At 61.1% G+C, this 12,841-nt stretch carries 12 protein-coding genes; 8 read left to right on the top strand and 4 right to left on the bottom strand.

What is annotated here, in order from left to right:
• Positions 1 to 8 precede the first annotated feature (8 nt).
• The 6 genes from LDN85_RS11715 to LDN85_RS11690 all read left to right on the top strand — a co-directional run bounded on the left by LDN85_RS11715 (position 9) and on the right by LDN85_RS11690 (position 6,279).
• Entirely contained in the window at positions 9 to 1,010 is a 1,002-nt protein-coding gene (locus LDN85_RS11715; RefSeq protein ID WP_026540734.1) for a substrate-binding domain-containing protein, read from the top strand.
• 61 nt (positions 1,011 to 1,071) lie between these two features.
• On the top strand, positions 1,072 to 2,121 hold the full coding sequence (locus LDN85_RS11710) for an ABC transporter permease (RefSeq protein ID WP_026540733.1): 1,050 nt from the start codon (positions 1,072 to 1,074) through the stop codon (positions 2,119 to 2,121).
• A gap of 13 nt (positions 2,122 to 2,134) precedes the next feature.
• On the top strand, positions 2,135 to 3,061 hold the full coding sequence (locus LDN85_RS11705) for an ATP-binding cassette domain-containing protein (RefSeq protein WP_026540732.1): 927 nt from the start codon (positions 2,135 to 2,137) through the stop codon (positions 3,059 to 3,061).
• Between the two features lie 100 nt (positions 3,062 to 3,161).
• A complete protein-coding gene (locus LDN85_RS11700; RefSeq protein WP_223943168.1) occupies positions 3,162 to 4,160 on the top strand; it encodes a Gfo/Idh/MocA family oxidoreductase in 999 nt (332 codons plus the stop codon).
• Positions 4,157 to 5,194, top strand: coding sequence for a Gfo/Idh/MocA family oxidoreductase (locus tag LDN85_RS11695; protein ID WP_091551859.1), 1,038 nt, complete (start codon positions 4,157 to 4,159; stop codon positions 5,192 to 5,194). The genes LDN85_RS11700 and LDN85_RS11695 overlap by 4 nt, the downstream gene beginning before the upstream one ends.
• Before the next feature lie 50 nt (positions 5,195 to 5,244).
• Complete coding sequence (locus tag LDN85_RS11690) at positions 5,245 to 6,279, top strand: Gfo/Idh/MocA family oxidoreductase (RefSeq protein ID WP_223943167.1); 1,035 nt, start codon at positions 5,245 to 5,247, stop codon at positions 6,277 to 6,279.
• A 79-nt stretch (positions 6,280 to 6,358) separates the two neighbouring features.
• Here LDN85_RS11690 and iolB read toward each other — a convergent pair whose 3' ends face one another.
• The 3 genes from iolB to LDN85_RS11675 form a co-directional block, all read right to left on the bottom strand.
• A complete protein-coding gene (gene iolB, locus LDN85_RS11685; RefSeq protein WP_026540728.1) occupies positions 6,359 to 7,252 on the bottom strand; it encodes a 5-deoxy-glucuronate isomerase in 894 nt (297 codons plus the stop codon).
• Between the two features lie 20 nt (positions 7,253 to 7,272).
• Positions 7,273 to 8,013, bottom strand: coding sequence for a GntR family transcriptional regulator (locus tag LDN85_RS11680; protein ID WP_026540727.1), 741 nt, complete (start codon positions 8,011 to 8,013; stop codon positions 7,273 to 7,275).
• Between the two features lie 442 nt (positions 8,014 to 8,455).
• Positions 8,456 to 8,938, bottom strand: coding sequence for a MarR family transcriptional regulator (locus tag LDN85_RS11675; RefSeq protein WP_026540726.1), 483 nt, complete (start codon positions 8,936 to 8,938; stop codon positions 8,456 to 8,458).
• A gap of 103 nt (positions 8,939 to 9,041) precedes the next feature.
• Here LDN85_RS11675 and LDN85_RS11670 point away from each other — a divergent pair, with 103 nt between their 5' ends.
• Together LDN85_RS11670 and LDN85_RS11665 are read left to right on the top strand one after the other, a co-directional pair.
• Positions 9,042 to 10,028, top strand: a complete 987-nt coding sequence (locus LDN85_RS11670; protein ID WP_223943166.1) for an NAD(P)/FAD-dependent oxidoreductase — start codon at positions 9,042 to 9,044, stop codon at positions 10,026 to 10,028.
• Positions 10,029 to 10,085: 57 nt separating this feature from the next.
• Positions 10,086 to 10,262 carry a hypothetical protein gene (locus LDN85_RS11665; RefSeq protein ID WP_223943165.1) on the top strand — a complete coding sequence of 59 codons (177 nt, stop codon included), beginning with the start codon at positions 10,086 to 10,088 and terminating at the stop codon, positions 10,260 to 10,262.
• Positions 10,263 to 10,342: 80 nt separating this feature from the next.
• On the opposite strand, the gene LDN85_RS11660 is transcribed toward LDN85_RS11665, so the two are convergent.
• Positions 10,343 to 12,736, bottom strand: coding sequence for an excinuclease ABC subunit UvrA (locus LDN85_RS11660; RefSeq protein WP_223945462.1), 2,394 nt, complete (start codon positions 12,734 to 12,736; stop codon positions 10,343 to 10,345).
• Between the last annotated feature and the right edge of the window lie 105 nt (positions 12,737 to 12,841).

The following is a 12,841-nucleotide window of genomic DNA, read 5'->3' as shown; positions in this document are numbered from 1 at the left end:
GATTCATCGTGGGAAAGTTTTCCTGGCGTAAAGCGGCCGTGGTGGCCGCAGTAGTCCCGCTGCTGGCTCTTAGCGCGTGTTCGAGCACGGGCGGCAAAACTGACTCAACCGGCGGCGGTGCCGGTGGGGGACAGGTCGCCTCGACGGAGCGCATCAAAGTAGCGCTCATTACCCACGCCGCCCCCGGCGACACTTTCTGGGACATTCTCCGCAAAGGCGCCGAGGAAGCTGCTGCAAAGGACAATGTGGAACTTCTCTACACGTCGGATCCCGAAGGCGGGCGGCAGGCCCAACTGATTCAGCAGGCCATCGACCAGAAAGTGGCCGGTATCGCTGTCACCCTGGCCAAGCCGGACGCCCTGAAGGATGTGCTCAAGAAGGCGGCCGATGCTGGTATCCCCGTGGTCAGCCTCAACTCCGGTGCAGATGTGTGGAAGCAGGTGGGAGCTTTCACCCACTTCGGCTCCGACGAGAACCTGGCCGGCGCGGCGGTGGGAGAAAAGCTCACTTCCCTCGGGGTGAAGCATCCAATTTGCGTGATTATGGAGCAAGGCAACGTCGCTCTTGATTCACGGTGCGCAGGCGTCAAGTCGAAAGTCCCGGGCACCGAAAACCTCTTCGTGCAGGGCACGGACATGACCCAGGTTTCCTCCACAGTAACGGCCAAGCTTCAGGCAACACCGGACGCAGACGCCATCATCGGCCTGGGTGCACCCTTTACCCTGACCATCAACAAGGCAGTGGAATCGCTCGGCCTGCAAAGCAAAGTCAAGGTTGCATCATTTGACATGAACGGCGAGCTCGCGCAGGCCATCATCGATGGCAAAGTGGCGTTCACCGTTGACCAGCAGCCGTGGCTTCAGGGCTACGGCGCCGTTGACGCGCTGTGGCAGGTCAAGCGCGGCGGATTCCATGTTGGCGGCGGCCTTCCTGTTCTGACGGGTCCCTCGATCATCGATCAGTCCTCGGCCCCCGACGTCCTCAAGTTCGCCAAGGAAGGTATCCGCTAAGGATTCCCCCAAGCAGGTTCCCGGGCTTTCGTCCGGGGACCTGCCCTAGCAGGAGAAAGCCATGACACAGACCTTATCCAAAACCCCCCTTCCCCTTCGTGATGAACGTATCGGCAGGCGCAATCCACTTCAAAAGCTGTTGGGCCGGCCGGAAGTGGGCGCCCTTGTGGGGGCAATAGTCCTCTTCATCTTCTTTGCATTGGTTTCGCCCACATTCCTGCAACCCGCATCATTTGCCACAGTCCTCTATGGAAGCTCCACCATTGGAATCATGGCTGTAGGTGTTTCCCTGCTGATGATTGGCGGAGAATTCGACCTTTCCACCGGTGTTGCGGTCATTAGCTCAGCCCTCACGGCATCCATGTTCAGTTGGTACTTCAGTACCAACGTCTGGGTCGGTGTGGGCCTGGCCTTGGTGGTGTCGCTGGCCATCGGCTTCATCAACGGCTGGATCCTGATGAAGACCAAACTTCCAAGCTTCATCGTCACCTTGGCCACGTTCCTGATGCTGACCGGCCTGAACCTGGGGCTGACAAGGATGATCGGCGGTGGAGTTTCATCGCCCTCTATCTCAGACATGGATGGCTTTTCCTCAGCTCAAGCTGTCTTTGCCTCCTCCGTCAACCTTGGTGGAGTCGAAGTCAAGATCACCGTCTTCATGTGGGTTGCCCTCGTCGCTGTCGCCACCTGGGTTCTCATGCGGACGCGCGTAGGTAACTGGATCTTTGCCGTCGGTGGAGATGCAAATGCTGCCCGTGCGGTAGGTGTTCCGGTCAAGGCCACGAAGATCGGACTCTTCATGGGCGTTGGCTTCTGTGGCTGGATCCTGGGCATGCACAACCTCTTCGCCTTTGACTCAGTACAGTCCGGCGAAGGTGTGGGCAACGAGTTCCTTTACATCATCGCCGCAGTCATCGGCGGTTGCCTCCTGACCGGTGGCTACGGCTCGGCCGTGGGCGGCGCTATCGGCGCGTTTATCTTCGGCATGGCCAACAAGGGCATCGTGTATGCGCAGTGGAACCCGGACTGGTTCAAGTTCTTTCTGGGCCTGATGCTGCTTCTCGCCACGATCGTCAACCTCATCGTCAAACGCCGCGCTGAATTGAAGTAAGGGGCACACGGAAATGAATGCCAAAGCAATCGACCAGGAAACGCTGCTGCAAAATGAGCGTGATCCACTCACCCACACACCCGTCCACCTCCTGTCCTTGGATGGGGTGGGCAAGCACTACGGCAACATCATCGCGCTCAGTGAAGTAACCATGGCCGTGGACAACGGCCGCGTGACCTGTGTGTTGGGCGATAACGGTGCAGGCAAGTCCACACTGATCAAAATCATCGCCGGACTCCACCAGCACGACGAGGGCGTCCTGAACATCATGGGCGAGGAACGGAAGTTCAGTTCCCCCCGTGATGCCTTGGACGCAGGCATCGCCACTGTCTACCAAGACCTTGCAGTGGTACCGCTGATGCCGATCTGGCGCAATTTCTTCCTCGGATCAGAGCTCACTAAAGGCTTCGGGCCGTTCAAGTCCATGGACGTCGAGCAAATGAAAGCCATCACGCTCAAGGAACTGGCCGAGATGGGTATTGACCTGCGTGACGTGGAGCAACCCATCGGGCAGCTCTCCGGCGGCGAACGCCAATGTGTCGCCATCGCCCGGGCCGTGTACTTCGGTGCAAAAGTCCTCATTCTGGACGAACCCACCGCAGCATTGGGCGTCAAGCAGTCGGGCGTGGTGTTGCGCTACATCCTCCAGGCCCGCGACCGCGGCCTCGGCGTCATCTTCATTACCCACAACCCGCACCATGCTTTCCCGGTGGGAGACCGCTTTCTACTGCTCAAACGCGGCAAGTCCATTGGCTACTACGACAAGAAGGACATCACCCTGGACGAGCTCACCGCCCAGATGGCCGGTGGCGCGGAGCTTGCCGAACTCGCCCACGAGCTGGAGCAGCTGGGCGGGCACGGGGATGTGGTCAAGGCAGTCAAGGCAGAGGTGGCCGACGTCGATGTCACAGTAAGTTCCGGCGGCCCGAAACACGGGTAATGCCGGCAGGCGGCGGGGTGTTCCGGAGCTGGTGCGGAACACCCCGCGCTGCTGTGCGCATCACCTGTACCCACTACTCCCACCATCAGAAGGGAACACCATGCCAATCCGGGTAGGCGTCATTGGCGCTGGAATCATGGGTGCTGACCACATCAGAAACCTCTCAACCACCATCGGCGGAGCCGAAGTCACTTTTGTTGCAGACCTCGACGCCGGTCGCGCGGCTGCAGCTTCCCCCGCCTCAGCACGCATCACGACGGACCCGTCGGAACTGATCAACTCCAGTGAGGTGGACGCCGTCGTTGTTGCCTCACATGATTCCACGCACGCCGGTTTGGTCCTGGAATGCTTCGAGGCGATGACGCCGGTGCTGTGTGAAAAGCCGCTGGCACCCACGCTTCTGGAAAGCCTGGAAGTGGTGGCTGCCGACGCCGACATGGTTGCCGCCACAGGTACCTCACTCCTGTCCCTGGGCTTCATGCGCCGCTTTGATCCTGGCTACGTGGCTCTCCGAAGTGCTGTGGAAACAAGGTCCCAAGGGGAGCCCCTGATGGTCCATTGCGTCAGCCGGAATGCTGCGGCGGCTCCGGGCGCCACCTCGGAGTCAGCCATCACCAATTCGGCAATTCATGAGCTGGATATCATTCCATGGCTTTTGGGGTCCCCGGTTACCGAGGTGTCGTGGCAGGCAGGCAAGAGCACCCGAAATGGTGGAGACGGCTTGCAGGACCCATCGTTCATGACACTCCGGGCCGCGGACGGAACACTCACTACGCTGGAGCTCTACCTCAACGCCCGGTACGGCTACACCACGCGCTGTGAGGTGGTCTCCGAGCTGGGGACGACCAGTTTGCAGGAGCACACCCTTCTCAGCATCGAACAGGACGGGACCAGGCAACAGATCATCCCCCCTGACTGGCGCCCCCGCTTTGCCGATGCCTACCGCCTCCAGTTGCAGGCATGGATCTCAGCCTTGGCCCGTGGAGAACAGCCGCCCCTCGCCGGAGCGCAGGACGGACTGAATGCGGCCCTTGTTGCCCAAGCCATGATCCAGTCCCTCCACAGCAATGGCGCGTCGACCAAAGTCAGCTACTCATGACCACGGCTTCACTTCCGCTGTCCCGTGTTCCGGACCCCAAAGATGCGCCGGCGCTTCGCTGGGGAATTATGGGGCCGGGGTGGATAGCTGAACGGTTCGCCCAATCGGTCCAGGCGCATACCGGGCAGGTGATCACCGCCGTCGGGTCCCGTTCGCTGAAGCGGTCCAAAGCGTTCGCGGAGAAGTTCAACCTTCCTGCTGCATACGGCAACTATCAGGACCTTGTTGCAGCACCGGAGGTGGACATTGTGTATGTCTGCACACCACACACCGCCCATCACGCTTCCGCCCTGCTGGCAATCGACGCCGGAAAGCATGTCCTGATCGAGAAACCTTTGGGCCTCAATGCCAGCCAGGCACGGGACATTGCCCTGAAGGCAGAGTCAGCGGGGGTATTCGCTGCCGAGGCCATGTGGACCTTTTTCCTGCCGAAGTTTGATGTGATCCGGCAAATCCTGCAAGCCGGCATGCTGGGAACCATCACCACTGTTGTTGCCGAATATGGCGAGCACTTTGACCCCTCCCATCGCATCTTCCGTCCCGAACTGGCCGGAGGGCCCCTGCTTGATCTCGGCACATACCCGCTGGCCCTCGTCACAGAGGTGCTGGGGAGTCCGCGGGAGTTGCACGCCCTCGGTCAGCCCCACAGGACAGGCGTAAACGCCCAGTTGTCGGCCATCATGACGTTCGACGGCGGTGCACAGGCGACCGTGAACACCCACCTGCACAACTTCACCCCGACAACCGCAACGATCGTTGGTACCGAAGCCACCCTGGTGATCGAAGGCCCGTTCAACATGCCGGGCGCATTCGAAGTCAGATTCCCTGACGGGTCCAAGCTCCGCTATGACGAAGCATCGGCCGGCCATTTCGAAGGCCTGCACTATGAGGCGGCAGCGGTAGCGCGCTCCATTTCCAGTGGCGACTTCCAAGCGAGCCAAAGAACGCTGGAAGCATCCATCCGAACTCTCGACGTCGCGGACGAAATCCGGCGCCAGCTGGGGATTGTGTTCCCGGGCGATCACGATCAGTAAGCCACGGCCACCCCGAGCCACCACCCATAATTTTCTCCGGAAGGAACATCATGAAAGACATCACACTCGGCTTGGTCGGCGTGGGGCGCATTGGCGTCATGCATGCGAAGAACATCACCGCTTTGAATCCGGAACTGCATCGCCGGGGAGTAAACGTACGGCTACGCCTCACTGACGTCGCCGCTGACCATGCGAGGACGGTCGCGGAGGAACTTGGGGCAGAGTTCGTGGAGTCGGTGGCGGAACTGGTCGGCTCCGGGGTGGACGGCTTGGTCATAGCCACCGGAACGGGCACCCACCCCGAGCTCATTCGGGTTGGTGTGGACGCCGGGATTCCGGTCTTCTGCGAGAAGCCGGTGGCCATGAACGTTGGTGACGCGTTGCCGGTGCTCGAGTACATCAGGGCCAATAACGGCGTGGTGCAGATCGGTCATCAGCGTCGCTTCGATGCAGGCTACCTCGAAGCACGACGGGCTTATCAGGCCGGCGAGCTTGGTTGGATACATTCCCTGCGTGCCGTCACGTGCGATATGACGCCGCCGCCGGTGGAATTCCTCGCCTCATCCGGCGGCTTGTTCCGTGATTGCTCGGTCCATGACTTTGACATCCTCCGGTGGCTGACGGGGAGGGAAATCGTTGAGGTGTATTCCAAGGGCTCGAACAACGGGGACCCGGCCATTGGTGGAGTGGGAGATGTCGATACGGCCCTGGCCGTTGTAACTTTCGACGACGGCACTGTAGGAACGGTCTCGGCCAGCCGTTACAACGGGGCTGGGCACGATGTCCGGTTGGAGATCCAGGGTTCCAACAATTCGGTCATGGTGGGCCTGGACCCGAAGACCGCCATGGTTTCTGCTGAACCGGGCATCACCTTCCCGGATGGGCACCCGCACCAGACCTTCGCCGAGCGTTTTGAGGCGGCGTACCACTCCGAAATGGCGGCGTTCGTTGAGTTGATACTGGGGGAGCGGGAGAATCCCTGCACACCCGAAGACGCTGTAGCGGCATCGCGGGTAGCGGATGCAGCGCAGGAATCGCTGGTGACGGGAGCGCCGGTCAGAGTGGCGCTGGCAGTCAAGCTCTGACCAAAGAGAAGAGCCTCCGCCTGAATCTAAGGGATTCAGGTGGAGGCTTCTCTTTTTTGCAGGGCGGGACCGGGCCGGATCAGACGCCGAACGGCAGGCGCGGGTCGATGTCCTGGCCATCCCAGCTCTGCCGTACCCAGCCATGGTGCGGGTCATCGCTGATGAGCCACTCGCGGACAGGGCCCGGCCCGGCCATCACGTTGAGGTAGTACAGGTCATAGCCCGGGGCGGCCATGGCGGGGCCATGCCAGCCATAGGGGACCAGGACCACATCACCGGTGCGGACCTCCGCCGCGACGTCAATGGGACGGTCGTCAGAGGCGTAGACCCGCTGGTAGCCAATGGCGTCGGCATCCGAAGGTGCCCCGGAGCCGGCGGCAACCTGCGTCTCGAAGTAATAGATTTCCTCGAGGTGGGTTTCGCCATCCTTTTCTTCATCGTGCTTGTGCGGGGGATAGGAGGACCAGTTTCCAGCGGGGGTAATGACCTCGCAGACAATGAAACGGTCCGCTTCCAGTGCCGCAGGCGTGCCGAAATTGTGGACCTGCCGTGAGCAGTTGCCGGCCCCACGCAATTCGACCGGTGTCTCGGCGGCGGCAATAAGCCGTGTGGGGTACGAGGCCTGTGCCGGCGCAGTCGCCACGGCAACCCGGCCGCCGTCGACCGTTGTAATGGAAACGGCCTTGCCGGTGCCCGAATACAGGACGTCACTGGGGCCGCTGAAGACGGAGGGCCGTCCTGCGAGGGCGTGGTCGACGCCGTCCACGGTCACAGTGAAGGATCCGTTGAGGGGGACCACAATCCGCTCTTCATTGGCAGCTGGAAGCTCGACGGCGGAGCCCGCGGCCAGTGTGGCGACCTTCAGTCCTGTATGCGCCCAGCCGTCCACTGTTGTTGTGGAATCCGATGTTCCAAGGGAAATGTCCCAGTTGCCCTGGGCTGCAGTGCCCAGGGGGTAGACCCAATTGGTCATGGTAGGGGAGTCCTTTGCGGTTAGCGCTGTACGAGGGTCATTTCAAAGCTGTAGGAGTCGGCGCGGTAGACGTGATGGCCCGTCTCCACGCGCCGCCCCGTGTCATCCACTGCCGTACGTTCCATGGTCACCAGGGCGGAGTTGACGTCCGTATCCAGGAGGGGTGCCTGGTAGTCATTGGCGATCATCGCGCCAATTCGCTGCGTGGCCAAGCGGAAGTTCACGCCGCCCCTTCGGAGAATCGCGTAAAGGCCTTCGCTGGCCAACATGGCTTCATCCATGGCGGCAATGTCATCCCGCACCCAGTTCTCCATCAACGCCAGGGGCTTTCCGCCCACTTTGCGCAGGCGGGTGAAGTGGTAGACCTTTGAACCCGCCGGAAGTTGCAGCGTGGCCAAAGTGGGAGCGTCTGCCTCCATGTGGGAGAAGCTTAGAACTTCCGTGGTGGGCTTCTTGCCGTTGTTGGTGAGGTCATCGAACAAGCTGGACAGTTCCAGCGGCCGGCGTACCTGGCTGGAAACCACTTGGGTCCCCACGCCACGTTTACGGACCAGCAGGCCGGATCTGACCAACTCGTCCATGGCTTTGCGCATGGTTGGCCGGGACAGGTTCAGCTGCGCCGCGAGGTCGATCTCGTTGTCCAGCCGGCTCCCGGGCTCCAGGACACCGCTGTGGATGGCTGCCTCGATGCCCTGGACCACCTGGTGATAAAGGGGCACGGGGGAGGAGCGGTCGATGTTAAGACCAAGTTGATTCGCCACTGAATGTTCCCCACGTTCCAGGTTCCCGCCGCTGCGCCGGTGCCTGCGGCGTTCGCGGTATGTCACCCTTTGTTCTTTTGATAGGACATGCTGTTCTTTTTTCGATACTAGCAGGCGTGCGTGGAGGGTCAAGTGAGTTCGTCGCTCGGTCTGCGGACAAGGAAGAACCGCCATGTCCTGACGTCAGCCCAGTAAACGGCATGCGGAACAAGCCGCTTCTTATGTTCATCATGCGCCCGTGAATTTGTTGTGCGGAAATTGTTGTGCGAAACGTCAGGGGGCTTCAGGCCAGTGCGTCGTGGACGGGGTGATTCAGGGCGTTCTGCATGAGCCGATGGGCGGTGAATGCCTGGTCCGCGGGGAGGGCCTCTTCCGCTTTACTTTACATAATGTAGATTATCGGCGTTATGGAAGAACGTCCGGGAGGGGTGGCGGTTTCGCGTCAGAGTCCTTCGCGCCCCAAGCGTGCGGCCGCGTTCTTTTGGATCTCGGCGGCCTTCGCTGAGTAGTCGGCAATAACGCGCAGTTCCTGATCGCCGTAACCCTCAAGCAGGGCGGCCAGTCCGTTCATGAAGTCCAGGAAATATGGCGTCGCGGCTGTCACTTGGTCGCCGACCAGTTCTATCAGGACCTTCCGCTTGTCCTCGTCATGCCTGACCCGGCGGGCTATTCCCTTGCTTTCCAAGCGCTGCATCAGGCCGGTCACCGATGCCGGCGCCAGGCCTGAGTGCTGACCGAATTCGCCCGCTGTCATTGGCCCGAGCCGCAGCAGGATGTCAATGGCTTTGCCTTCGGTTGCGGATAATCCGCGAAGTTCGGAGAGCTTCGTGTGGAACATGACGGCCGCCGTCGAAAGCTCCCGCCCGGAGGCGTAAACCGCTTCGAGCAGGGCTTTTCGGGCATCCGGGTCGCTGTCTGACTGCATGCACCGAGGCTAGCAAGGTATTTCGCAATTCCGAAAGGATTGACGGCCCACGGTCACAGCGATATATTTCGTTCGACCGAACGAAATAACTTTGGAGGCCCTGATGTTCAATTGCATGGTTATAGGCGCCGGCATTGCCGGCCTCTCAAGTGGCATAGCGCTGCACAAGGCCGGCCACCGGCCAGTCATCTTCGAAGCCTACGGAGTGCCCTCCGATGGCATCGGCGGCTTCCTGACGGTGGCCGTCAATGGTTTTGATGCCCTGGACACCCTTGGGCTCAAAGGCGCGGCGGGCCGGTTGGGTTTCAGCACTCCCCTGATGTCCATGTACTTGGGAAGCAGCGGCAAGCACCTTATCGACTTCGACTACGGCGGGTCCCTGCCTGACGGCACCACCGCCCGCACCATGACCCGCTCCGAGCTGTACGGCATGCTGCGGGAAGAAGCCGGCCGGCGGGGCATCGGCATTGTTTACGGTAAAAGGCTGACCGCAGTGGAGGAAACGCGCGAGGGCGTGAGCGCCGGTTTTCACGACGGAACCACTGCGCATGGAGACATCCTGGTTGGTGCCGATGGCCTTCACTCACGGGTCAGAACGCTGATTGACCCCGAAGCGCCGGAACCAAGGAACATTCCGTTGCTCAACACGGGCGGCATAGTCCCGGCCGGGGTTCTGCCGCCCGGGCTGGTTGACATCGAAGCCGGGCGAATGAAGATGGTCTTCGGCAAGCGCTGCTTCAATTGCTACATGCAGGATCCCGACGGCCGGACCTGGTGGTTTGCCAACCCCCTGCAACGGTCCTCTGAAGATCCCGCCACATTGGACTCAGGCGCCCGTAAGGAGTGGCTGACCAAGCTCGTCGCCGGAGACCGCACCATCATGGCGGCCATCATTACCGCCACGGATGACATCATCAGGCCTTACACCACCTCGGACTTTCCAAGTATTCCCCGCTGGCAGCGCGACAGGCTTGTCCTGGTGGGCGATGCCGCCCACGCAGCTTCGCCGTCGTCGGGGCAGGGAGCTTCGATGGCCATCGAAGACGCAGTCACCCTGGGCCGTTCCCTTCAAGGCCAGGAGCAGGGTTGACTCCCGGAGGCGCTGGCTCGATATGAGAACGAGCGCCGGTCGCGGGCGGAATCGGTAGTGGAATGGGGACGCCGAAATGCGGCGCCGAAAATCCGAGGCCAGTTCAAGCGCGTCTTCGAGGACCTGGTCCTTCCGGCGGTCTTCCGGGGAATTGCCCGCAGATCGGAGGACACCTTCGATTGGGTGTATCGCCATCACATCCAATGGGACACCGCGACGTCGGACATCGCCTGAGCGGAAAGGGGTCAGCAAATGCGGGCGCGGCTGCGCTTCGGGCCGGGACGGACCGGGCCGGCCCGAAGCGCTTGGAGTTCTCAGGCGCCTACGTAAGCGGCCAAGTGCTTGCCCGTCAGGGTCGACTTCCCAGCCACAAGCTCTGCCGGTGTTCCAGCGAAGACGATGTTGCCGCCGTCGTGACCTGCACCTGGCCCGAGGTCGATAATCCAGTCAGCGTGAGCCATGACGGCTTGGTGGTGCTCGATCACGATGACGGACTTGCCAGATTCGACCAGGCGATCCAGCATTCCGAGGAGGTTCTGGACGTCAGCCAGGTGCAAGCCGGTAGTTGGCTCATCCAGGATATAGATATCGCCCTTCTCGGACATCTGCGTGGCCAGCTTCAGCCGTTGCCGCTCACCGCCGGACAGGGTTGTCAGCGGTTGCCCCAGCGTGAGGTAGCCGAGGCCAACATCTGCCAAGCGGACCAGCACTTTGTGCGCCGCAGGAGTTTTGGCTTCCCCCTCGCTGAAGAAGGCTTCTGCTTCATTCACGGACATTGCAAGCACTTCTGCAATATTGCGATCCCCCAGCTTATATTCGAGAACCGAAGCCTGGAAGCGCCGTCCCTCGCACTCTTCACAGGGCGACTCCACAGTGGCCATCACGCCCAGATCCGTGTAGATCACCCCGGCGCCGTTACAGGTGGGGCAGGCGCCTTCGGAGTTGGAACTGAACAACGCCGGCTTCACACCGTTGGCCTTGGCGAAGGCCTTCCGGATGGGTTCCAGCAGTCCTGTGTAGGTGGCGGGGTTGCTTCTGCGCGACCCACGAATGGCGCCCTGGTCTATCACCAAAACGCCCTCGCGCGTCGCCACAGAGCCGTGGATCAGGGAACTCTTGCCGGAACCGGCCACACCGGTCAGGACACAAAGAACGCCGAGGGGAATGTCTACGTCGACGTTTTTGAGGTTGTTGGTGGAGGCTCCCCGAATCTCCAAGTGGGTGGATGAAGTGCGAACTTTCTCTTTGATGGAGGCACGGTCATCGAGGTGGCGTCCGGTGATGGTCGCACTCCCCCGCAGTCCGTCCAGATCTCCCTCGTAGCAGACGGAGCCGCCGCCTGTGCCTGCTCCGGGTCCAAGGTCAACCACGTGGTCGGCGATCGCAATTGTTTCCGGTTTGTGTTCCACCACCAGAACCGTGTTGCCCTTGTCCCGCAATTGCAGCAACAGCTGGTTCATCCTTTCGATGTCGTGCGGATGGAGTCCAATGGTGGGTTCATCAAAAACGTAGGTTACGTCGGTGAGGGATGATCCAAGATGCCGGATCATCTTGGTCCGTTGCGCCTCTCCCCCGGACAAGGTGCCGGCGGGACGGTCGAGGGAGAGATACCCCAGGCCGATCTCCTTGAAGGAATCCAGGAGGTGCTGGAGGCCCTTCAGGAGCGGTGCCACCGAGGGCTCATGGAGTTCGCGGATCCAGTCGGCGAGGTCGCTGATCTGCATGGTGCAGACATCTGCGATGCTCTTGCCCTTGATCCTGGACGAGCGTGCCTCGGGGCTCAACCGCGTCCCCTCGCACTCAGGGCACGTGGTGAAGGTGATGGCCCGCTCAACGAACGCCCGGATGTGCGGCTGTAAAGCGTCCACATCCTTGCTGAGCATCGACTTCTGGATCTTGGGAATCACGCCTTCGTAGGTGAGGTTGATGCCTTCCACCTTGATTTTGGTGGGTTCGCGGTACAGGAGGTCGTGGAGCTCCTTCTTGGTGAACTTGGCGATGGGTTTATCCATGTTGAAGAAACCGGAACCGCTGAAGATCCGTCCGTACCAACCATCCATGGTGTAGCCGGGAATGGTGAGCGCACCCTCGCTAAGGGACTTGGTGTCGTCATAGAGTGCCGTGAGGTCGAAGTCGTTGACGGAGCCCATCCCTTCACACCGTGAGCACATACCGCCCAAGCGGCTGAAGGTGGCTTTTTCCGTCTTCGTTTTGCCCTCGCCCCGCTCAACGGTGATGGCGCCACTGGCCTTCACTGTGGGGACGTTGAAGGAGTAGGCGTTGGGTGATCCGATGTGTGGCTGGGCGAGGCGGCTGAAGAGGATCCGCAGCATGGCGTTGGCGTCCGTGGCGGTGCCCACGGTTGACCGCGGATTTGAGCCCATGCGTTCCTGGTCAACGATGATCGCCGTCGTCAGGCCTTCGAGCATATCCACGTCCGGGCGGGCCAGCGAGGGCATGAATCCCTGCACGAATGCGCTGTAGGTCTCGTTGATCATGCGCTGCGACTCTGCGGCGATGGTTGCAAAAACCAGCGAACTTTTTCCCGAACCGGAGACACCCGTGAACACCGTGAGCCGGCGCTTGGGAATCTCGATGCTGACGTCCTTCAGGTTGTTCTCGCGCGCACCCTGGACCCTGATGAGATCGTGGGTGTCAGCGACATGCGACGCGGGAGAATCCGTGTCAGTACTCGCAGCAATAGTCATCATCTCTCCATCTGTGGGGCGGCGCTGCCCAACAGTCCCCCGTCGGCGTCGCCTGGCTATCCGTGACCAACCTCGGTCAGTTAGTTCGATTCTGCCATTGTCTTC

This window comes from Arthrobacter sp. StoSoilB20, assembly GCF_019977295.1.
GTDB lineage: Bacteria > Actinomycetota > Actinomycetes > Actinomycetales > Micrococcaceae > Arthrobacter > Arthrobacter nicotinovorans_A.
The sequence above is the reverse complement of the archived record's forward strand: the minus strand, read 5'-3'. Positions and strand labels throughout refer to the sequence as shown.